General features: G+C 63.9%; 13 protein-coding genes. 7 read left to right on the top strand and 6 right to left on the bottom strand.

Annotated features, from left to right (window positions below; translation table 11 throughout):
• The first annotated feature begins 31 nt into the window (after positions 1-31).
• The 6 genes from LB547_RS17065 to LB547_RS17040 all read left to right on the top strand — a co-directional run bounded on the left by LB547_RS17065 (position 32) and on the right by LB547_RS17040 (position 16,196).
• Positions 32-12,487: an S-layer family protein gene (locus LB547_RS17065; RefSeq protein WP_140759118.1), complete on the top strand. Its 12,456-nt coding sequence runs from the start codon at positions 32-34 to the stop codon at positions 12,485-12,487.
• A gap of 256 nt (positions 12,488-12,743) precedes the next feature.
• A complete protein-coding gene (locus LB547_RS17060; protein WP_140492058.1) occupies positions 12,744-13,241 on the top strand; it encodes a phage tail protein in 498 nt (165 codons plus the stop codon).
• Between the two features lie 10 nt (positions 13,242-13,251).
• On the top strand, positions 13,252-13,755 hold the full coding sequence (locus LB547_RS17055) for a phage tail protein (protein WP_140492055.1): 504 nt from the start codon (positions 13,252-13,254) through the stop codon (positions 13,753-13,755).
• A gap of 12 nt (positions 13,756-13,767) precedes the next feature.
• Positions 13,768-14,289: a phage tail protein gene (locus LB547_RS17050; protein WP_140492052.1), complete on the top strand. Its 522-nt coding sequence runs from the start codon at positions 13,768-13,770 to the stop codon at positions 14,287-14,289.
• Between the two features lie 30 nt (positions 14,290-14,319).
• Positions 14,320-15,642 (top strand): hypothetical protein, encoded by a 1,323-nt coding sequence (locus tag LB547_RS17045; RefSeq protein ID WP_140759116.1) that lies wholly within the window; start codon positions 14,320-14,322, stop codon positions 15,640-15,642.
• Positions 15,643-15,653: 11 nt separating this feature from the next.
• Positions 15,654-16,196 (top strand): GNAT family N-acetyltransferase, encoded by a 543-nt coding sequence (locus tag LB547_RS17040; protein ID WP_224655814.1) that lies wholly within the window; start codon positions 15,654-15,656, stop codon positions 16,194-16,196.
• 146 nt (positions 16,197-16,342) lie between these two features.
• On the opposite strand, the gene LB547_RS17035 is transcribed toward LB547_RS17040, so the two are convergent.
• Entirely contained in the window at positions 16,343-16,618 is a 276-nt protein-coding gene (locus LB547_RS17035) for a DUF6916 family protein (RefSeq protein ID WP_140492044.1), read from the bottom strand.
• Positions 16,619-17,117: 499 nt separating this feature from the next.
• Between LB547_RS17035 and LB547_RS17030 the strand changes: the two genes are divergently transcribed.
• Entirely contained in the window at positions 17,118-17,915 is a 798-nt protein-coding gene (locus tag LB547_RS17030) for a SapC family protein (protein ID WP_140759114.1), read from the top strand.
• 63 nt (positions 17,916-17,978) lie between these two features.
• Here LB547_RS17030 and LB547_RS17025 read toward each other — a convergent pair whose 3' ends face one another.
• The 5 genes from LB547_RS17025 to LB547_RS17005 form a co-directional block, all read right to left on the bottom strand.
• Positions 17,979-18,542, bottom strand: a complete 564-nt coding sequence (locus tag LB547_RS17025) for a type 1 glutamine amidotransferase domain-containing protein (protein WP_140759112.1) — start codon at positions 18,540-18,542, stop codon at positions 17,979-17,981.
• 298 nt (positions 18,543-18,840) lie between these two features.
• On the bottom strand, positions 18,841-19,656 hold the full coding sequence (locus LB547_RS17020; RefSeq protein WP_181165194.1) for a substrate-binding periplasmic protein: 816 nt from the start codon (positions 19,654-19,656) through the stop codon (positions 18,841-18,843).
• A gap of 38 nt (positions 19,657-19,694) precedes the next feature.
• Positions 19,695-20,354, bottom strand: coding sequence for an amino acid ABC transporter permease (locus LB547_RS17015; RefSeq protein WP_140492032.1), 660 nt, complete (start codon positions 20,352-20,354; stop codon positions 19,695-19,697).
• Positions 20,351-20,995 (bottom strand): amino acid ABC transporter permease, encoded by a 645-nt coding sequence (locus LB547_RS17010; protein ID WP_140650083.1) that lies wholly within the window; start codon positions 20,993-20,995, stop codon positions 20,351-20,353. Before LB547_RS17010 ends, LB547_RS17015 begins: the two co-directional genes overlap by 4 nt.
• Complete coding sequence (locus LB547_RS17005) at positions 20,992-21,753, bottom strand: amino acid ABC transporter ATP-binding protein (protein ID WP_263483292.1); 762 nt, start codon at positions 21,751-21,753, stop codon at positions 20,992-20,994. The genes LB547_RS17010 and LB547_RS17005 overlap by 4 nt, the downstream gene beginning before the upstream one ends.
• Positions 21,754-21,766: the final 13 nt, after the last annotated feature.

The raw sequence follows: 21,766 nt of genomic DNA, 5'->3' as shown, positions 1-21,766 counted from the left end.
AACTACCGAGACGTCTCGGCAGGTTGGGGAGATGGCGGCGCGCGGGGAGGATTTCCGCGCGCGCGTGGCCTATGGTCGCTCGCGTTTTGCAAGGCATCTCTGGAAGACGACGGCGCTTTCGACGCTGGCGCTGGCGTTGTCAGGCGTGGCCGCCTATGGCGACGACGCCCTCTGGCAGCCGCAGATACGCGCCATCATTGGCGCCGACAACAATGGCGGCAACGCCGCGCTCGAAGGCTTCATCCCGATCAAGCAGACCGCCGAATCGGTGCTGTTCCTGGATGTCAGGGCTAAGCACGATTTCAAGGACGCGTTCGGCCAGGATGTCGGCCTGGGCATTCGCCGCATCGTCAATCCCGACCTGATGCTCGGCGGCTACGCCTATCTCAACGTCGAGAACTACAACTCCAACCAGTTCACGTCAGCCACGCTCGGCGCCGAGGCCATCACCCCGCATTTCGACGCGCATGTGAACGTCTTCGTGCCGATCAAGGGCGACACGACGGACCATTCGGTCTCCTCGACCCTGTCGATGGTCTCGAACCAGTTGATCGAGCAGATTTCGGTGCTCGACCATCGCGACTACGCGGCCTGGGGCATCGAGGGCGAGATCGGCGCGCGGGTGCCGCTCAACCTTCCCGACAAGCATTCGCTGCGGCTCGACATAGGCGGTTACCACTTCGAGGATCCGCATGGCGACGACAGCGGCGTAACCGGGGTCAAGGCCGGCATCGAATATGAGATCGGCGATGTCTTCGGCACCGGAACGGCGCTGACCTTCACCGGCGAGGTGCGCAACGACAATCGCGACGACACCCAGTTCGCCGGCAGCGTGCGGCTGAGCATCCCGTTCAATCCCGGCCAAGGCGGCGCGGACAGCGGGCCGGAGCCGGTCTATCCGATCAGCGAAGGCCTGCGCAAGCGCGTCAACGAGCGGGTGCGCGGCGACATCGGCGTCAGGATCCAGAGCCAGGAACTGCCCGGCGGCTCGACGACGCGCGTCGCCATAAACGCCGCCACCAATGCCGCCTTCGGAAAGTTCTACTACGCCGATGGCGGCCTGGCCGGCGCCGGCACGCTGGCCGATCCGACGACGCTGGACGACGCTGTGGCCAAGGCAGGCGCCAGCGGTTTCGTGGTGGCGCTGGGCGGCAACGGCAACATCACCACCACTGGCACGACGCTCGCAGACGGCCAGACCGTCATCGGCGGCGGCCAAAGCGTCACCGCGAAGCTGTTCGGCGGCGGCACCGGCACCTTCAATCTGGGCGGCAGCGACGGCACCATCCAGGGCACCAACGTCGCTAGCAACGTGATCGCGCTCGGCAATGGCGACACGCTGAACGGCATCACCATCACCGGCGGCGCTGACGGCATCTTCGCCAACAACATCACCGGCGCCACGCTGACCAATGTCACGGTGACAGGCGCCGGCGGCAATGGCGCCGCCTTCACCGGCACCTCGACCGGCATCACCGGTTCCAATTTCACCGCGACCGGCAACGGCCTCGACGGCCTGCACATCGAAGGCGACGGCACCTACAATTTCGCCGGCACGACGCTGCTCCAGGGCAATGGCGACGACGGGCTCGATGCCACCGGCCATGGCACCTATACATTCGCGACGCTTAACGCCAAGGACAATGCCGACCGCGGCATAACCGTTCAGGGCACCTCGACATCAGGCAGCTTCGCCACCACCGGCGGCACCGTGTCGGGCAATGGCGGCGTCGGCGTCTTCATCGATCCGATCACGGCGCATGTGGTGCTGGATTCGATCGACCAGACCGGCGGTCCGTCGGGCGTCGTGCTCGATCACGTGGCGGGCAGCTTCGCCGTCACCGGCGCCACGACCATTTCGGACACCACCGGACCGGCGATCGCCATTTCCAACTCACCGGCGGCGATCCGCTTCGGCGATATCGACATCAGCGCTCCCGCCGGCGACGGCATCTCGTTTACCGGCGTCAACGCGGCGGTGGTGGCAGGCGACATCGTCATCTCGGGCCTCGGCGTCGGCACTGGCCTCGACTTCTCCGGCAGCCATACGAACTTCACCGCACAGTCGCTCAACATCGCCGGCACGGGTGCGGCCGGCTCGATCGGCATCGACCTCGCCTCGCCGACCTCGGGCGGGGCATCGATCGTCATCACCGATGGCGGTGCGATCACAGGCGTCGGCACCGGCGTGCGCTTCGGCATTTCCGGCTCGCTGCTGAACTCGGCCAATGCCGAATTCTCCTTCGGCGGCGGTTCCATTGCCGGCAGCACCGCCTCGCTCGACGTGCGCGGCCTCAACCAGACGCTCGGCCACTACGCCTTCGGTTCGACGACCTTCAGCGGCCCGCAATTGTTCGACCAGCAGAATGTCATCTTCGTCGGCGCGGCCGCAACCGGCTCGGGCACCGGCTCCTCGCTGCTCGACCTTGCCTCGATTGCCACCGCCGATGCCGACACCGACGGCACCGCGATCTTCGTGCTGGTCAACCGCGGCACCATCGACGACACCGACGGGTTCTCGCTGAGCGCCGGACAGACGCTGGCTTCCTTCGGCAACGGCCGCACATTCTCGCTCGGCGGCATCCCGGTTAACGTAACGGGCGACAACATCACGCACGCCAGCGCCATCTCGGACGGCGCGGGCGCGGCGACGCTCACCAGTTCGGCCGGCGCGGACACCGTCACGCTGGCCAACAACAGCGCGCTGCTCGACTTCAACGTCTCGAACGCCAATCCGGGCGGCGGCAACGGCATCCACGGCAACAACGTCACCGGCGTGACGATAAGCGGCGTCAATGTCAGCGGAGCCGGCCTGGACGGGCTGCTGTTCGAAGGCGCCATGAACGTCGCGGCCAACAATGTGACCTCGACGAGCAACGCCAGCGAGGGCCTGCATATCGACGGCGACGGCAGTTATGTCTTCGCCGGCACGACGACACTGTCGAACAATGCCGGCAATGGCCTGTTCGTCGGCGGCGACGGAACATATGCATTCCAGACGCTGAACGCCTCCGACAATTCCGGCTTCGGCGTCAACGTCCTCTCCACCACCGGCACGTTCAGCACCACCGACGGCACGATCTCCGGCAATGGCGCGGCCGGCGTCGCCTTGCTTGGCGCCAATCTCGACGTCAAGCTGGCCAGCCTGACGCAGGACGGTGGCCTGTTCGGCGCGACGGTGGCAGGCGTATCGGGAAATTTCGCCGTTTCCGGCGCAACGACGATCAGCAACACCTTCGTCGGCGGCCTCGGGATCTTCGACAGCACCGCCGATTTCATGTTCGGAGCCGTCGATATTTCGGACATCACCGCCCCCGGCGGCATCGGCATCGACGTCCAGAATTCCGGCGGCGCGGTCACCTTCGGCGGGCCGGTCATGCTGACCCATATCGGCAGCGAGGGCATCCTCGCCACCGACAACACCGGCACGCTCACCTTCAGTGGCCCGGTGAGCATGACCGGCCCCGGCGACGGCGTCTGGCTGGAAAACAACACCGGCGCCGTTTCGTTCGGCGGCGCCGTCACCATCGACCAGCCGCTCGGAAGCGGCATCGACGTCGTCGGCAGCAACGGCGTCATCAGCTTCGACGACATCGACATCACCGGCCTGTGCAATTGCTCCACCGCGCTCGACCTCTCGGGCAGCACGTCGACCTTCACCGCCGCCACGCTCGACATCAGCGGCAGTTCCGGCGGCTCCTCGATCGGCGTCGACCTGTCCGGCACCAATGGCGGCTCGGTGACCATCGGCAGCGGCGTCATCACCGGTGTCGACACCGGCGTCCAGATGGGCACCAACGGCCTGGCCGGAACCACCGCCAGCACGGCGTTCTCGTTCGGTGCGGCCGGCGGCGCATCGATCACCGGCGTCATCGCCTCGCTCGACATGCGCGGCCTGCTGCCCGGCAGCGGCACCTATGCCTTCAACGGCACGCATCTGGTTGGACCGCAGCTGTTCGATGCAGCCAACGTCGTCTTCGTCGGTTCGAGCAGCACCGGAACGGGCGACGGCTCAAGCGTCGCCAACCTGATCGATGCCGCCGCGGCCGACGATCTGACCACCAATGCCAACACGACCTTCGTGCTGGTCAAGACCGCGGCCGTGCAGACCACCGACACCGATGCCAACGGCTTCACGCTGGCCAGCGGCCAGTCGCTGGTCTCCTTCGCCAACGGCGCCACCATCAGCCTGGGCGGGCCGCCGGCCAATGTCACCGGCACGGAGGTCGTCACCGGCGCGACACAGGCCGATCCGTTCGGCTTCGGTGGCGCGACGCTGAACAACGGCGGCGGCAACACCATCGACCTCGCCAGCGGCAACACCGTCTCCAACCTCAGCGTCAACAGCTCGTTCCTGGCGATCGACGGCACGGCGTCGATCAACGGCTTCACCAGCACCGGCGTGACGATCCTGGGCGGGACCATCGGGCTTTACCTCGGCAGCGCGTCGGGCGCGATCACGATCAACGATCTGACCATCCAAGGGTCGGTGCCGACCGGCGTCGTGCTGGCCAACACATCCGCGACGGTCGACTTCACCGGCACCACAACGATCGCCGGCGGCAGCAATATCGCTCTGCTGGTCAATAATTTCGGCGGCACCGCCAATTTCGCCGATCTCGACATATCAGGCGGCAGCGGCCTCGGCATCGTGATCCTCAACGGCTCGAGCGGAAGCCTGGCCTTCGGGGCGGCCAGCTCCATCGCCAATACCGGCGGCAGCGCGATCGTTATCGGCAGTTCGTCGGCCGACGTCACCTATGACGGCACGATTAGCCAGAGCAGCGCGGCAAAAGCCGTCAGGATCGACGGCACCACCGGCGGCCTGATCACATTCGGCGGCGCCATCACCTCGACCGGCACCGGCGGCCTCTTCGATATCGGGGAGATAACCGCTCCCACCGACACCGCGATCCGCTTCACGGGTCCGCTCACGGCGACCGGCGGCGGCGGCGCGTCGATCACCAGCCTTGGCGCCGACTCGACATTCGAGGTCAGCGGCACGCTGTCGATCACCGGCACGACCGGCGCCGCGCTGTCCATCTCGAATGCGGCCGGCAGCGCCACCTTCGGCACGACCAATGTGACGCTGGGCGCGACCAGCACTACCGGCATCGATTTCTCCGGCACCAACAACGACGTCAGCTTCGGCACGACCACCCTCAGCGGCCTCGGCGCGGGCGCCAGCCAGACCGCCATCGACTTCTCCGGCTCGGCCACGACCGCCGATTTCGGGCTGACGACGATCACCGGAAACGACGCCGCGAGCTCGCGCGGCATCGACCTGTCCTCGACCACGGGCAACCGCACCATCACCTTCCTGACCGGATCGTCGATCTCAGGCGCCGGCATCGGCGTCGATCTGTCGTCCGGCCAGACGGTGGCGACCAGCGCCAACGCCAGCCTCACCTTCGGCGACGGCGAATTCGCCGACGCCAACGGCCGCAATTCGACGATCACCGCGGCGGCGGGCAACTTCACCGTCAACACCGTCGGTCTCGCCGCGCTCGGCAATTATGATTTCGATGACGTGCTCTTCACCGGCAGCGCGAATCTGGCCAGCGCCGTCGGCGGGGTGTTCATGGTGTCGCAAAATGGCGGCGTCATCGCCGCCGGCTCATTTGGGCTCAGTACGTCAGTCAATACCATCTCGGTTGCCGATGCCGATCTGAAGACCGGCACCCAGACCTTCGCCTTCGTCGGCACGGTCGACCTCAGCGGCACGCCGTTCACGCTCGATTCCGGCCAATCGATCACCGGCTTCGGCAACGGCAACGCCATCACCACGACCGGCACCATCCAGCCGGTGAACGTGCAGGGCAATCTCGGCGCCACCGGCGGCGACGTCACCGGCGACGAGGGCGTGGTCAAGAGCACGGGCAGCGATACCCTGCATCTGCTCGGCAGCAACCAGGTGCGCAACACCGCCTTCGACTTCACCGGCGGCAGCGGCTCGGTATTCACCATCGACCAGAGCGCGGGCAGCTTCAACAATGCCGGCGGCATCGTCATCGAAGGCGTCACGGTCGGCAATGTCGGCGCCGGCCAGACGGCGTTCAGGGTCGCCGGCCTCGACAGCAATTTGTCGATCACCAACAACAACGTCAACGTCGCCGGCACGCTGCTCGACGTCGGCGGCGGCGCCGGCAACATCAACGTGACGCGCGGCACCTTACCCAACAGCGGGCCTGCCGGCACACTGACCGGCGGCGGCATCTCGATCGCCAATCACGGCGGCGGTCTGATCAATTTCACCGACAAGGTGACTGTTGGCGGCAACGGTGTCTCGCTCACCAACAACGCCGGCACCACCATCAACTTCACGGATGTGGACATTTCCACGAACGGCGTGACGGCGTTCAGCGCCAGTGGCGTCGGCACGGTCAATGTCCTGACGGGTACGGTCAATGCCACCAACGCGCAGGCGGTAGCCCTCGACGGCATCGCCGGCAATATCGATTTCGCCTCGACCAGCGCGTCGTTCGGTTCCGGCAGCGGCATCGACCTGCAGAACCTCAGCGGCACGTTCAATTTCGGCACCGGCACGCTGACCAACACCGGTTCGGGCACGGCCTTCAATGTCGGCTCGGGCACCAATGCGAGCGGCGGCAACGCGAACATATCCTACGCGGGCGCCATCGTCAGCAACGGCACCGGCGCGGCGGTCTCGATCCAGGAACTGACCGGCGGTTCTGTGACGCTGTCGGGCAACCTGACCGATGGCCTTGCGGGCGCCGGCGGCAATATCGTCGTTGCCGGCATCGACAACGGCACGGCGGCGACCGTGACCTTTTCGGGCGCGACCAAGCAGATCAGCTCGGGCGCGACGGACGGCGTCAGCCTGATCGGCAATCCGAACGCCACGATCGGCTTCGACAATGGCGGCCTTGACATAACGACGACGGCAGGAGCGGGTTTTGGCGCGGGCTCCGGCGGCACAATCAGCATCTCCGGCGCCGGCAACACCATCACGACAACGACTGGAACCGCGCTCGATCTCGACGGCGCAACGGTCGGCGCGGGCGGCGTTATTTTCGATTCCGTTTCGGTCAATGGCGCGGCGACCGGCGTTTCGCTCAACAATATAGTCGGCGGCGCCATCGATCTCGGCGCGGTCGACCTGCAGAACATCACCTCGCGCGGTGTCGACATATCCGGCACGCTCGGCTCGACCTTGGGCTTCGACAGCCTGAACATCGGGCTCAATGCAGCCAATGCGGTCGGCTTCGACCTCAACGGCGCTGGGCTCGGCACGAGCAACATCAAGGCCGGCGATTTCGACGTCGACGGCGGCAGCTTCGCCGGCACTATCGGCATCGACATGGCTGGCACGACCGGCACCGGCACGATCCAGCTCGGCGACACTGCCAACAACAATCCGGCGGGCCAGACCTCGAAAATCGAAAATGTCGGCTATGGCGTCCAGTTCTCCAGCGCCACCAACGCCAGGCTGGTGTTCGGCGACGGCGCTGGCCTGGCCGAATCGACGATCGCGACCACCGGCGGCCAGGCCATCCATGCCATCGACACCCTGCCGACCAATGGCGACTACAATTTCAACGACGTCACCTTCACCGGCGACACGTCGAATCTGTCCGCTTACAAGGTCTACTACGTCACCACCGACGCCACCGGCGGCGGCGACGGCAGCTTCGTCAATCCAGGCACCTATGCCAACGCCCAGGCGTCCACGGCCAATGTCATCGTGCTGATCGACAAGAACGGCACCGGTAGCCAGGAAACGATCGACCTGAGCGGCACGTCGTTCCAGCTCGATGACGGGCAGGTGTTGCTCGCCTTCGGGCAAAACGATACGGCCATCGATGTCTCGCAGCTCGGTGTCGACACCAGCAGCGGCGCGTCGGCGGCATTCCACTTCACCACGGTGCAGAATTCGCCGATCATCGCCGCACCGGCCGGCATCGACACGCTGCGGCCGATCCTGCAGAGCAACACTGCCGGGTCGGTGATCACCCTGGCGACCAGTGGTACCAGCCCGATCACCGGCGGCATCGAGAATCTCATCATCCGCAACACCGGCACCGGCGCCGGTGTTGCCGTCGATGCGTCGGCCGCGTCGAGTTTCTTCCTCCGCAACAATGACATATCAGCCGGCGGCAGGGCGCTCGACTTCTCCACGACCGGTGCGGCGGCCAACACGCTGCTGCTTTCGATCGACGGCAATACGCTGCGATCGACGGGATCTGCGCTGGCCGCGTCCTTCGCCGGCCAGAACATCAGCGCGACGGACAATTCGATCGCCATCCGCTCCTTCGCCGTCAACACGGTGCTCGGCGGCACCGGCGGCGGCATTGCCTTCGACAATGTCACGTTCGACTCCACTGGCGCCGGCGGCACGGTCAGCGCCGGCACGCTCGACGTCGGCACATCAGGCGCGCGCGTCCAGGGCAACGGCCTTGCCTTCACCAGCACCAGCGGCACGCTCGATCTCGGCACGTTCACCACGTTCAATGATGGCGGCACTGGCGTCCTCGTCGACACCAAGGGCCCCCCGGCCACAACCTTTGCGCTGAACAGCAGCGGCGGCACCGTCGACACCATCAACGGCGTGGCGTTCAATCTCGATCCGCTGACCGTCAGCATGATCGTAAACAGCGTCAACGCCAGCGGCGGCGCCAGCGGCATCATCTTCGACGGCGTCGCCGGCACGTTCACGGTCACGGGCGCGACCACCGTCACCGGCACGACGGGCTTCGGCATCAATGCCACCAGCACCAATACAGGCACCTTCAGTTTCAACGAGGTGACGGTGAACAACACCGCCTCGACGGGCGGCGGCATCGGCTGGGAGAGCGGCACGCTCAACGTCGGCGGGCTCGCCGACATCGATACGACCAGCGGGGCCGGCCTGTTCCAGGGCGGCGGCACCACCAGCTTCAATGGCGGGCTGACAATCGACACCACCACCGGCGCCGGCATTACCGGCCCCGGCGGGACGATCAACATCATCGCCACCGCCGGCAGCGAAACGGTGAATTCCACCAGCTACAAGGCGATCGATCTCACCAATGCCGCCCTCGACGTCGCGCTCGACTCGACGTCGTCCGGCGGCGGCGGTGTCGTCCTGACCAATGTCACCGGCACCGCCGGCCTCGGCACCGGCACGCTGAGCGGCGGCGGTGGCACGGCATTCAGCGTCGGCGGCGGCACCGTAACCACCACCTATGGCGGCAACATCACCCAGGCGGGCAACGCCGCCCTGGTGTCGGTTTCAGCAGGCCATACGGGCACGCTGACCTTCTCGGGCACGCTGTCGGCGAACAACGGCACCGGCCTGCAGTTCGACAATGCCGACGGCACCTACAATTTCAACGGCACGACGACGTTGAATGGCGGCGACGCCGGCATCGATATCGTCAACAATTCGGGCGGCACGTTCAACTTCGGCGCCGGCACTTCGATCACCAACCCGAACAGCACGGCCTTCAACGTCGACGCAAGCGCGGCGAACATCACCTATAGCGGCAACATCACCCAGGCCGGCAATGCCGCGCTGGTCGCCATCGCCGGCCACACCGCGGGAACGATCACCTTCCAGACGGGCACGCTGTCGGCAACCGACGGCCCCGGCCTGCAGTTCGACAATGCCGACGGCATCTACATTTTCAACGGCACCACGACGCTCAATGGCGGCAATGCCAGCGTCGACATCCTCAACGATTCCGGCGGCACGTTCGGCTTCGGCGTCGGCACCTCGATCACCAGCCCGAACGGAACCGCGTTCAGCGTCGATGGCGGTAACGCGACCGTTACCTATGCCGGCACGATCACACAAGGTACCGGCGGCCAGCGCCTGATCGTCGTCGCCGACACCACCGGCGGCGCGGTGAACTTCACCACCGCCCTGGCGAATGGGCTCAACGACACCAGCGGCACCGGCATCGTGGTCGACGGTGTCGCCGGCAACGTCACCGTGAACAACGCCAGCCTGACCGGGACGACCGGCATCACCATCCTTGGCGATGTGGCGAACAACGCGACCGGTACCTATACGTTCAACAACGTCGCTATCGACACGGTTGCCGGCGCGCTGACGAACCATGCGTTCGCCGTCGACGGCGACCAGGGCACGTTTACCAACGACGACGTGAGCGCCACGATCAATCTCAACAATGTCGACATCACCAACCCTGGCGGCAACGTCGCCAACATTCGCGGCATGGCTGGTGGCTCGGTCAATTTCGACAACGCCAGCTCCATCACCCGAAACGATGGCGGACTGGGCATCGTCGCGCTCAGCAATTCCGGCGGCACGATCAATTTCGGCGGCGCGTCGAAAACGCTCTCGACCGGCGCCAACGCCGCCGTGCTCCTGACCAGCAACGCCGGCGCGACCATCAACTTCACCAATGGCGGCCTGGCGATCACCACCACGAGCGGCATCGGCATCGGCGCCTCGGGCGGCGGCACGGTGAGCGTCACCGGCTCCGGCAACACGATTTCGACCGGCAGCGGCGCTGCGGTCGACATGGACGCCGTCGCTATCGGCGCCGGCGGCATGACCTTCGCTTCCACGAACACGAGCGCCGGCGGCGGCAGCGCCGTGATCCTCGACGCTGTTACCGGCGGACCGGTCAACCTCGGCGGTGGCGCGCTGGTCGGCGGCGGCAGCGCCACGATTCGCATCGGCGACGGCGCCGGCAGCGCCAACACCGGCGGCACGGCGGCTTTCACCTATGCAGGCACCATCACCAGCGGAACCGGCCAGGCGGTCAATATCCAGGATCGCGCCGCCGGCGCCGGCAACATCACGCTGTCGGGCAACATCAGCCACAATGTGGTCGGCCAGACCGGCGTCCTCCTCGACGACAACGCCGCCGGTACCATCACTTTCTCCGGTGCCTCCAAGTCGATCACGTCGGGCAGTTCGGCCGGTGTCAACCTGACCGACAACACCGGCGCGACGATCAACTTCACCAATGGCGGGCTGGTCATCAACACCACCAGCGGCACCGGCTTCGGCGCCACGGGCGGCGGCACGGTGACGGTGACAACCGGCGCCAATCCGAACACGATCACATCCGGTACCGGCACCGCGCTCAACGTCGCCAACACGACGATCGGCGCGAGCGATCTGACATTCAGGAGCATTTCGGCCAATGGTGCCGCCAACGGCATCGTGCTCAACAACACCGGTGCCCTTGGCGGGTTGACGGTGACCGGCGATAGCGGCGGCGCCAACAACGGCTCGGGCGGCACCATCCAGAATTCGACGGGTACCGGTGTCCTGCTGAATTCGACCAGTTCGGTCAACCTCAGCTACATGAATATCATCAACAGCACCAATGACGGTATCGGTGGCACATCGGTGACCAATTTCTCGCTCAACCGGTCGACGCTGTCCAACAATGGCACCGCGGTTGAGGATGCGGGTATCGATTTCGGCGGTGTCAGCACTGTAACGCCCAGCGGTCTGTTCGGCACAGCAAGCATCACCAATTCGACTGTCACCACCTCATTCGCAAAGAACGTCTCGATCCGCAATTCGAACGGGACCTTGTCGCTGACGGTCAACAACAGCAAGTTCAGCAACAATTCGTCCAAGACGCAGAGCGATGACGGCCTGTTCGTTGAGGCCGACGGTACCGCGACAATTTCGGCCACAGTCACCAGCAGCACATTCACGGCCAATCGCGGGGATCATTTCCAGGCGGCTGCGGCAAACTCTGGCAACCTCAATATCGTGTTCTCCGGTAACACGCTCACAGGCGGTCATTCGACAGCTCTTGGCCAAGGCATCACAATCAACGCCGCAACGGGCCTGGCGTTCGGCGGCTATACCGGCACGGTCAACTACGACATTGACAACAACACGATCAGCGGCGCGATCTCGAGCGCAATCACCGTCAACTTGGGCACGTCGGGTTCCGCCGCACTGTTCAACGGCTTCATCCGCAACAACGATATCGGCACGGTTGGCGTTGCCAATTCCGGGTCGGCGCAAGGCTTCGGCATCGACCTCGAAGCTCATGGCAACGGAACCCATACCGCATCTGTAGCCGGAAACGTCGTGGTGGAAGCATTCGACCGCGCGATGAATGTGTTGGCAAACGACGGCAATGGCGTGCTCAATCTAACTGTGCAGAGCAACCAATTCTCCGTCGGAACCGATCCGGCTGGCTCGCGAGAAGCTTTCTTCCTCAACGCGGGGTCAACATCGGCGAACGTCTTTGGCGTCACCGACAGCCATACGGTGCGCCTCAATCTCGGCGGCGCCGGCGCTTTGCAGAATACCTTCGCCCACGGCGTCGGCAGTGTCGACGATTTCCGCATACGGCAACGGTTCGACACCCGGGTCGAGATGCCGGGTTACGCCGGTGCGCCGTTCGACCCGGCTGGGGTCGTCAGTTATATTCAGGGACGCAATATCGGCAGTGGCGGCGGAAGTGCCACGGTCAACGATTCACCGTCGGTGACGACCGATGGCTTCTTCAGCGGGACAGTGCCGTTGCCAAATCCGTTCTAATGCTTATCGCTCAAAACCGAGCTCTGTTCGTGACGTGCACAAACAAAGATTTCGTATGAACTTGGGTCGTCGCGATGTAGTTCTGGAGCACATTGAACGAAATCTGCGCAGCGATTTTCCTTACGGACTTTCGTAAATTCTTAGAAAACTGCCATACTGCTGTTTTCTTTCTATCCTTTCTCGGAAGCCATATCTATTCGACCTGGATTTTAGTTGGAAATCATGCAAATCTAGGCGCGCCAAGGGGGAAGTGCTTATGGCCGAACCGTTTCTGTCTGAAATTCGGATCATGTCATTTGGCTTCGCTCCCAAGGGCTGGGCCTTGTGCAATGGGCAGCTTATGCCGATCAACCAGAACCAGCCGCTGTTTGCATTGCTTGGCACCACCTTTGGTGGCGATGGGCGTGTTAACTTTGCACTTCCCGACTATCGCGGGCGCATTCCCATTCATGCTGGATCGGGCCATTCGCTTGGCGAGCGCGGTGGTGAGCAAGGCCATACGCTCTCGATAGTGGAGATGCCTACTCATACCCATCAATACATGGCGTCTTCGACCAATGCCGGCACGCCTATAGCGACTGGCAACCTGCTCGCGGCGACCAATAATCTCTATGCCGCGCCGACCAATTTGGTGCCTCTCACGCCTTCATCGGTCGGCGACATCGGCGGCAGTCAACCGCATACAAACATGCAGCCATTCCTGACGCTCAATTTCTGCATCGCGCTGCAAGGCATCTTCCCCTCCCACCCCTGACGGAGATACCATGCCACAGCCCTTTGTTGGTGAGGTCCGCATATTTGCCGGCAATTTCGCGCCAGCCGGCTGGATGTTCTGCGAAGGACAATTGCTGCCGATCTCTGAAAACGAGACTTTGTTCCAGCTGATCGGCACTACCTATGGCGGCGACGGCCAAAGCACATTCGCACTGCCCGACCTGCGCGGGCGCGTACCCCTACATCAAGGCAGCGGGTTCATTCTCGCCGAAATCGGAGGTGTTGAGGCGGTCACACTGACGGCGCAGCAACTGCCTGTCCATAGCCATCAATTCATGGCGTCGAGCAGCCCGGGCAGTTCGGTCAACGCGCAAGGCAACGCGATTGCGGAGTCGCCCAACATTTCGATCTATATAGAAGACGTTGCGGGAATAAACCTCAGCGCCACCGCTATTTCGCCGATCGGCGGCAACCAACCGCACGAAAATTTCCAACCCTATCTCTGTGTCAATTTTATCATCTCGCTGTTCGGCGTTTTTCCGTCGCAGACTTGAAAAGGGACCGTCATGTCCGATCCGTTCGTCGCTGAAATTCGTATCTTTCCGTTCAATTTCGCGCCTACGGGCTGGGCGTGGTGCGATGGACAATTGCTGCCGTTATCACAAAACACGGCGCTGTTTTCGTTGCTTGGCACCGTCTATGGCGGCGACGGCAAAAGCAACTTCGCACTACCTGACTTGCAAGGCAGTGCACCGATGCACCCCGGACAGGGACCCGGCCTTTCGCTTCACGATCTTGGGGAAACGGGCGGATCAGAGACGGTAAGCCTCTTGGAATCGGAAATTCCAAGTCACTCTCACTTTTCCCGTGCGGCATCAGACGACGCAGACTTGAAGGCGCCAACGCCGGCGCGCTCCCTCGCCCGCTCGCAAGGGGGCTTTGCCTATATCTCGAGTACGCCCAACGCGCAGATGGCGGATCAGGCACTCGCCCCCGCCGGCGGTGACCAGCCGCACAACAATTTGATGCCTTATCTCACCTGCTACTTCTGCATCGCGCTGCAAGGCGTCTTCCCGCCGAGAGGCTAAATTCCCCGCCAACAGGGCAGGACCAATATCATGGCCAAGACAGCAGAACCAAAATCGAAGGCCCCCACGGCCAAGACGCCGGCAGCAGTGCCAAGGACCGCCTCCAAGGCCCGCGAGAGCGCTCGCTCGCGGCGACCCGGTACTGCGCCGGCCTACCAGCACATGCCCGCCGGCGCGACGTTTTTCGAATTGTCGCGGCTGATGGTCGTCGGCATCGATTCGGCCAAGGGACAATTGATCCAGAAGGCACAGACATCGCCGAACGGACCGTGGCCGTCGGCCTGGTCTGTCATCGCGCCCGGCGCCTGGGTGATCATGACCGCGGGTCTCACCAAGGATGGTCGCGTCGCCGTGGTCGCGCAGCCTTCGGGCACCACCAGCCTCTCCTTCGTCACCGAGGACGCCAACCAGATCGGCCCGATCGACAAGTGGACCGCGCCGGTCGGCATCGGCGCGCCGCCCGGCGCCTTCAGCTACCAGAAGCTTTCCATGGCGCGCGATGCCGATGGCCGCATCGAGATCTTCCTCACCGACAATCTGGGCCGCGTCTGGTGGATCTACCAGAACCCGGATGTGATCGTGCAGGTGCAGAAGACCATCACGCCGCCCGGCACGACGACACCGATCGTCGTCACCGTCGACGAGCTCAGGCCGCCTGCCCAGCCCTGGAGCGCCTGGATTCAGCTCACAGGCCAGCTTGTGGCGATCACCGCATTGCGCCAGGCTGACGGCCGCATCGCCCTGTTCGGCATCAATTCCGGGCTCAACCTCTACCGTTGCCAGCAGGCCAAGGCCCAGGCGCTGACGGTCGCCGACTGGACGCCATGGGTGCAGATCGACGCCGGCTACCCCTTCACGGAAATGGCGCCTATCATCGGTCCGCTGGGCGGCACCAATCTGTTCGCCATGACGCAGCAGGGCCAGGTCCTGCACACCAAGCAATTGCCGGCAGGCTCCGACACCTGGACGGCCTGGGCGACGCCCGGCTACAGCAGGGTTCCCAAATATACGCTCTGCGCCGGCATCCGGGGCGACGGCGACATCATGCTGGTCGCCTCCGACCAGCAGCATGTTCACTCCTTCAACGCCCAATACGACGCCGCCACCCAGAACTGGTCGGGATGGCGCGATTTCAACGCCTCCGGCGCCAACACCCGCCTGTCGCTCGACTACAATGCCGATGGCCGTCTTGCCTTGTTCTCGATGATGATCCAGAACGACGGCACGAATGGTCTGTGGACCATCAATCAGATGGCCATGGACAGTTCGGAATGGGAGTGGACCTGGACGGCGCTGGCCACCAGCAACCTCAAGCAGATTACCGTGGTGCGCGACCTGACGCCGCCGGTGTGACGTCAGGCAGCGTGACAGAAGCGAAACAGGCGCAGCGGCTCCCGGCCTGGCCGCGGTCGCGGCAGGCCGGCCTCGCTTTCCGCCCCGCCGCGGAGGCCGACATGCCGTTCCTGGCGCGGCTCTACGCCTCGACGCGCATGGAAGAGCTCGCCGTGACGGACTGGAACGAGGCGCAGAAGGTCGCCTTCCTCGACATGCAGTTCCAGGCGCAGCACGCGCATTACCGCAAGCATTATCCCGAGGCCGACTGGCTGGTGGTGGAGCGGGCCGGACAGCCCATGGGCCGCCTCTACATCGAGCGCTGGCCGAGCCAGCACCGCATCATCGATATCGCCTTGCTGCCGGCCCATCGCCGCAAGGGCCACGGCGCCGCCCTGCTGCGCGACCTCATCGACGAGGCATGGTCATCGGGCAAATCGGCATCGATCCATGTCGAGAAGAACAATCCGGCCAGGCGGCTCTATCTCGAGCTCGGCTTCGCGGTGATCGAGGACAAGGGCGTCTATGATCTGATGGCGTGCGCGCCACCGCGGGGTGGCGCAGACAGTGGGTGAACGGGGACGCCATCCGCTTCGTCATTCCCGGGCCGAGAATCCTGTTCCGGTCGTCGCACAATTCGGCGGTGCTTGTTCGGTATCGATCCTTCGCGCCAGCGTCTCACAAATCGCACCGCTGCTGCGCTCACGCCTGCTTCCAAACTCTAATTGAACACCGCCTCATACAGCCGCCCCGTAGCGTCGGCGGCCACGGGCACGATGAAGATATCGTGGGTCGCGCCACTGCCGGCGAAGCGGTAAGTCGCCTGCGGCAGCGCGGTTTCGCGCGGACCCTTGAACAGCAGCGAGAAACCGCCGCCCGGGCGCGGGCTGGAGGCGATGCGGTTGACCGCGCTCAATTCGAGCGCGATCTGCCTGCCGCCGGCCTCGACGGTGAATGCCTGTCCGACCGCCTGTTCGAAATCCGATGCCGACGCCATGCCACCCCGCCTCAAAGCGCTTGCTGAGCGGGCGGCCAAGGGCAGACCCGCTCCGGTTCCTCATATCCTCGCAATTTCCGGACGCAAGACCGCTACGGCTCCCGGATTTTGCCATGCGAGGCCACTGTCGCCGCTTCGCGGCAAGCTGTCCATAGAGCCATTCCAGGAAAAGTGTGTACGGTCTTCCCGGGAAAAGCGCGCAGCGCTTTCCCTGGGGAATTGCGCAAAAACAAGGAGATAGCGCGGCTCGCCGTTTCCGCGAAACGGTGAACCGCTCCAGGACCGGCATGGTTGCGGGCGTCCCGCAAGGCGATTAGGGCGCAAACGCCAAAATACAGCAGCGCGTGTCCTTTTATGCGCGCCGGCGACGCTGTAGTACTTTGTCCCTGCGCAGGATTGCTTCGAAGCAAGGCCGGCGCGACAAGAACAGACCCCGCTTTGGGAATTCAATGCTGGACGGGCCGGCCTGGTTGGCCGGCGCGAGGAGGAAAACGGACACATGGCTGACAGCGGTGCGAAGACGGAAACGGCGGGCGAGGCCTTGCCGCTGTTCTATTCCAGGCCCGAGGCGCTCAATCCGGCGCGGCACGGTTCACTCGGCCTGACGGCGCGCAGCGATTTCTCCTTCGCCCGCTCGGCGCATGCCATCCCGGTGGTGGCCTCGGAAATGCCGGCGGCGATGCGCTCCTACCCGATCGTTTTCATCGGCACCGCCAAGGCGCCCGTCATCATCACCGGCCTGCGCCAGGACGAGAACCTGTTCGTCGACGCCGACGGCAACTGGGCCGGGCCGCACTACATCCCCGCCTATGTCCGCCGCTATCCCTTCATTCTCGCCGACGATCCCAAGCAGCCCGGCCGGCTGACGCTGTGCGTCGACCGGGCGAGCGAGCGCGTCATCGACCAGCTGCTGGCGCCGTTCCGCGACGACAAGGTGCTGCCGTTCTTCAGCGGTAACGAGGCGACCCAGGCGACGAAGCAGGCGCTCGCCTTCTGCAACCAGTTCCAGATCGACTTCAGGGCGACCCGCGAGATGGTCGACAAGATCGACGCGCATGCCCTGTTCGCGCCGCGCCAGAGCAAGGTGACGCTGGAAGGAGGCGAGGTGCTGAACCTCACCGATTTCCAGGTGATAGACGAGGCCGCCTTCAACAGATTGAGCGACGAGGCCTTCCTCGACCTGAGAAAATCAGGCGCGCTCAGCCTGCTCTACTGCCACCTTGCCTCGACCAACAGCTGGACGTCGCTGGTGCATCAGGCGTCGCTGCGCAAGGCGGAGGGGGCGAAGAGCGCCTGAACAACCCACGCCGAGATCCTTCGCGGCGCGGCTGGTGAACAAGGTTCGGCGCTAAGTTCGGCGCTAAGCCGCGGCCCGCCTGTCGTGCCGCCCTTCCCTGATCTCTTCCGTGAGCTTGTCGCAGAAGGCCTCGAGATCGCCGGGATTGCGACTGGTGACCAGCCCCTGGTCGGTGACGACCTCGCTGTCTTGCCACAGGCCGCCGGCATTGATCACGTCGGTCTTGATCGACTTGTAGGATGTGACGCGGCGGGCTTTGATGATCCCGGTCTCGACCAGAAGCCAGGGCGCATGGCAGATCGCGCCGACGACCTTGTTGGCCGACCAGAACGAATTGATGAAATCCAGCGCCTTGCGCTCGACCCGCAAGAGGTCGGGATTGATGACGCCGCCGGGCAGAACGATCGCATCGTAGGCATCGGCGCGGGCCTCGTCCAAGGTCTTGTCGACCGGAACTTCGCGGCCCCAATCCTTGTGGTCCCAGCCCTTGATCTTGCCGCTTTCGAGCGACACGATTTCGACCTCGGCGCCGGCCTGGCGCAGCTTGTTCAGCGGTACCTCAAGCTCGGACTGTTCAAAACCATTCGTCGCAAGGATGGCGACGCGCTTGCCGGAAATATCCTGCATCGTTTTTCTCCATGATTGGATTGGATGCAGGGCTAACGAGCCTGAACCGGTACCGTTCCTCGCTGTAACCTTATGTGACCGGAGGGATCTGTGGTAAGCTGTACTGCACTACGGGTCTCCTTTCCTCATCAGCTCTCCTTAGTGAAGGACTGTTACCCTTTTCGTGTCTCAGACTCGGGGTGCACTACGGAATTCTGCTCGTGGATCGCAGCCGCGCAGCAAACGTACAGGCCGCCCCCCGCATCCGGTTTTCTTCCTAGAAGCGGGGGCAGGCAGGGCGGCCCTTCATACCAGCGGCTTACTCGATGACGCGGGCTTCACCGACATCTGCGGCCGACGGATCCAGCCCGTAAGCCTTGAGCGCTTCGGCGATAGCGCCGTTCTTGCGGTAGACATCGAGCGAAGCGTCGACCGCCTTAACGAAGCCCTCATTGCTCTTGTCCAGCAGGAAGGCGGTCTGCGACGGGTTCATGGTCGCATCGATGCGCGGATCCGGCTTCAGGACATGCACCTTGTAGTTCTGCCCTTCGTTCTGAATGACAGCGGAGCCGAAGCCGTCGAGCGCCGCCTCAATACGACCGGCATGAAGGTCCTGAGCGAGGTTCAGCGACGACGGATAGGTCTTGGAGCCTTCGTAGAGCTTCTCCATGTCCTGGACCCACAGATATCCTTCCACGGTGCCGACCTTCTTGCCCAGCAGACCGTCGACGGTATCAATGCCGTTGGTCGAGGTGACGGACAGTTGGTCGAGATAGACCGGCGTGGACAGAGCAACGACCTTCGCGCGGGCGGCGGTACGATAGAAGCCGCCAAGCGCGATGTCCGCGCGCCGCGACTGAACTGCGGAAACCGCGCCTGGATATGTGAAGATCTCATAAGCGATCTCCAGGCAGTTCTCCTTGGCAAAACGCTTCACGAGATCGCCGTCGATACCCGCGATGCCGCCGTCTTTTTCGAGCGAATACGGAGCGGTGTTGGTGAGCGCGACGGTGAGTTTGCCCGCCGACACGGTTTCGAAAGCATGCTGCGGCTTGCAATCCTGTGCGGACGCGACGCTGGCACCCAAGGCCGTGGCAATGGCTGCGGCCGAGATGATCTTACTCCAATTTTTCACTTTGCTCTCCTCTGACATTGATGGTTTTTGATTGCAGGTCAGCCGAGATGGCTGCCCAGCCTACGTTCGGTGTACGAGACCAGCCACCCGAACGGGACGGTGATGGCGAGGTAGAACAGGCCCGCCAGGATCAGGACATCGAGGTAGAGGTAGGTGGCCGCACCCACGCGATAGGCGCGCGCCAGAAGTTCGGGGATGGCGATCGTGTATGTAAGGGCCGTCGCCTGGAAGATGAGAATGGCAAAGCCCATCAGCGCGGGTATTGCGAACAGGATTCCCTGGGGGACCACCACGAAGCGCAGGATGTCCCGGCGGGTCATGCCGAGCGCCAAGCCCGCCTCGATCTCACAATGCGGAACCGCGTTCAGACCGGCCCGAAGGATCTCGCTGGTGTAGGCGCCTGTCGTTAGCGCCAACGCAATCACGCCAGAGGTGAAGGCACTTACGGTCATCCCCGAAGCAGGCAATCCATAGTAGACCATCTGCAGGACGACGAGTGCGGGCGCGCCGCGCCCGATCTCGACAAGTACCACCGCGAAATAGCGGACGAGCCTGTTTCCAGAGGAGGAGGCAAGCGCAAGAACGAGACCGATAGGCAATCCGAACAGCAGCGCCAGGCCCGCCAACTGGAGACTGACAAGAACTCCTTGGAAAAGCTGGGGGGACCAGTCCAGCCAGTTGGCCAGCATCTCGCTCATTTCGCTTGCCCTCTTGAGCGCAGCCGCTCGTCCATGGCGCGTGCCAACACGACAACGGGTATCGACAGCGCGATGTAGAGAAGCGCAGCGAAAATGAACGGCATGAAGCTGCCGCCTCCGCCTTGGGCCTGCTGCGATGCGTACATCATCACGTCGCGGACACCGATCGTGGAGGCCACGGTCGTGTCTTTGAGCAGGCTGACAAGAAAGGTCGCCATGGGCGGAACCGAGACGCGCAGGACCTGCGGCGCCAGGATGTAGCGCAGCGTATCCAGGCGCGTCATACCGAGCGCCGTGGACGCCTCCCGCTGGCCCTTCGAGAGGGCCAGGAAGCCACCCCTGTAGATTTCAGCGAGATAGGCCGTTGATACCAGCCCCATACCCAGGATGGCAGCCTGATAGGAACTGAGAACGATCACTCCGCTGCCCAATCCGAAGAAGATAATGAACAGCCAGACGATCGGCGGGATTCCCCGGACAACGTCGATGTATATGCGCGCCGGCATGCTTAGAAGGAGCCACCGGGAACGTCGCATCAGCACCAGCGGCACGGCTGCGATGGCCCCGACTGCGAAAGCGCCGAAGGTCACCAGCAGCGTGGCCGGAACGCCTCTGAGCAGTGAAACCAGCAGGTCGATCATCTGCGATCGACCACGGCACGGAAGAACTGCCGCGTGCGCGGCGACGACGGGTTGCGGATCACGGCATCAGGCGGACCCTGCTCGATGATCTCTCCATTGGCCATGACGATCACGCGGTCGGCGACGTCTGCGGCAAAGGCGATCTCGTGCGTGACGATGATCATTGTCATGCCTTCCTGGGCGAGCTCGCGCATCACGGCCAACACCTCAAGCCCGAGTTCGGGATCCAGGGCGCTCGTGGGTTCGTCGAAGAGCATCACCTTGGGGTCAAGAGCCAGGGCGCGTGCGATCGCGATACGCTGCTGCTGGCCACCCGACAGGCGCGCCGGGTAGGAGTGCGCCTTGTCCGTAAGGTGTACGCGTTCGAGCAATTGGGCGGTGCGCGCGTCCGCCTGCTCCCTGGTGCGCCCCAGAACCCGCATCTGCGGCAGCGAAATGTTGCGCTGCACGGTCATGTGCGGAAACAGGTTGAAGGACTGGAAAACCATCCCGGTGGAACGTCGGAGCCTCAACAGCTCTCCGGCGGACAGATTGCGGTCGACCGAAAACCGGATGGCGCCCACTTCGAGGGTACCGGATGACGGCTGTTCGAGCATGTTGATCGCACGCAGCAGCGTGCTCTTCCCCGCGCCGCTGGGTCCGACGATCGCCACGACCTCGCCGCGCGTAATGTCGAGCGAGACGTTTTTCACGGCGTGATGGCCGCCATAGATCACGTTGATGTTCTTGATGCGGACGATGTTTTCTGCCTCGGGCATGGCTTCTTTGTCC

The organism is Mesorhizobium sp. B264B1B (assembly GCF_020165765.1).
Taxonomy (GTDB): Bacteria; Pseudomonadota; Alphaproteobacteria; order Rhizobiales; family Rhizobiaceae; genus Mesorhizobium.
This window is presented reverse-complemented; position numbering and strand designations above follow the sequence as displayed.

Excerpts from the sequence above, each read along its gene's own strand:
- LB547_RS17060 (WP_140492058.1), top strand. The coding sequence starts at position 12,744 with ATGGCCGAACCGTTTCTGTCTGAAATTCGGATCATGTCATTTGGCTTC.
- LB547_RS17045 (WP_140759116.1), top strand. The coding sequence starts at position 14,320 with ATGGCCAAGACAGCAGAACCAAAATCGAAGGCCCCCACGGCCAAGACG.
- LB547_RS17025 (WP_140759112.1), bottom strand. The coding sequence starts at position 18,542 with ATGCAGGATATTTCCGGCAAGCGCGTCGCCATCCTTGCGACGAATGGT.
- LB547_RS17030 (WP_140759114.1), top strand. The coding sequence starts at position 17,118 with ATGGCTGACAGCGGTGCGAAGACGGAAACGGCGGGCGAGGCCTTGCCG.
- LB547_RS17035 (WP_140492044.1), bottom strand. The coding sequence starts at position 16,618 with ATGGCGTCGGCATCGGATTTCGAACAGGCGGTCGGACAGGCATTCACC.
- LB547_RS17005 (WP_263483292.1), bottom strand. The coding sequence starts at position 21,753 with ATGCCCGAGGCAGAAAACATCGTCCGCATCAAGAACATCAACGTGATC.
- LB547_RS17015 (WP_140492032.1), bottom strand. The coding sequence starts at position 20,354 with ATGAGCGAGATGCTGGCCAACTGGCTGGACTGGTCCCCCCAGCTTTTC.
- LB547_RS17050 (WP_140492052.1), top strand. The coding sequence starts at position 13,768 with ATGTCCGATCCGTTCGTCGCTGAAATTCGTATCTTTCCGTTCAATTTC.
- LB547_RS17010 (WP_140650083.1), bottom strand. The coding sequence starts at position 20,995 with ATGATCGACCTGCTGGTTTCACTGCTCAGAGGCGTTCCGGCCACGCTG.
- LB547_RS17055 (WP_140492055.1), top strand. The coding sequence starts at position 13,252 with ATGCCACAGCCCTTTGTTGGTGAGGTCCGCATATTTGCCGGCAATTTC.
- LB547_RS17065 (WP_140759118.1), top strand. The coding sequence starts at position 32 with ATGGCGGCGCGCGGGGAGGATTTCCGCGCGCGCGTGGCCTATGGTCGC.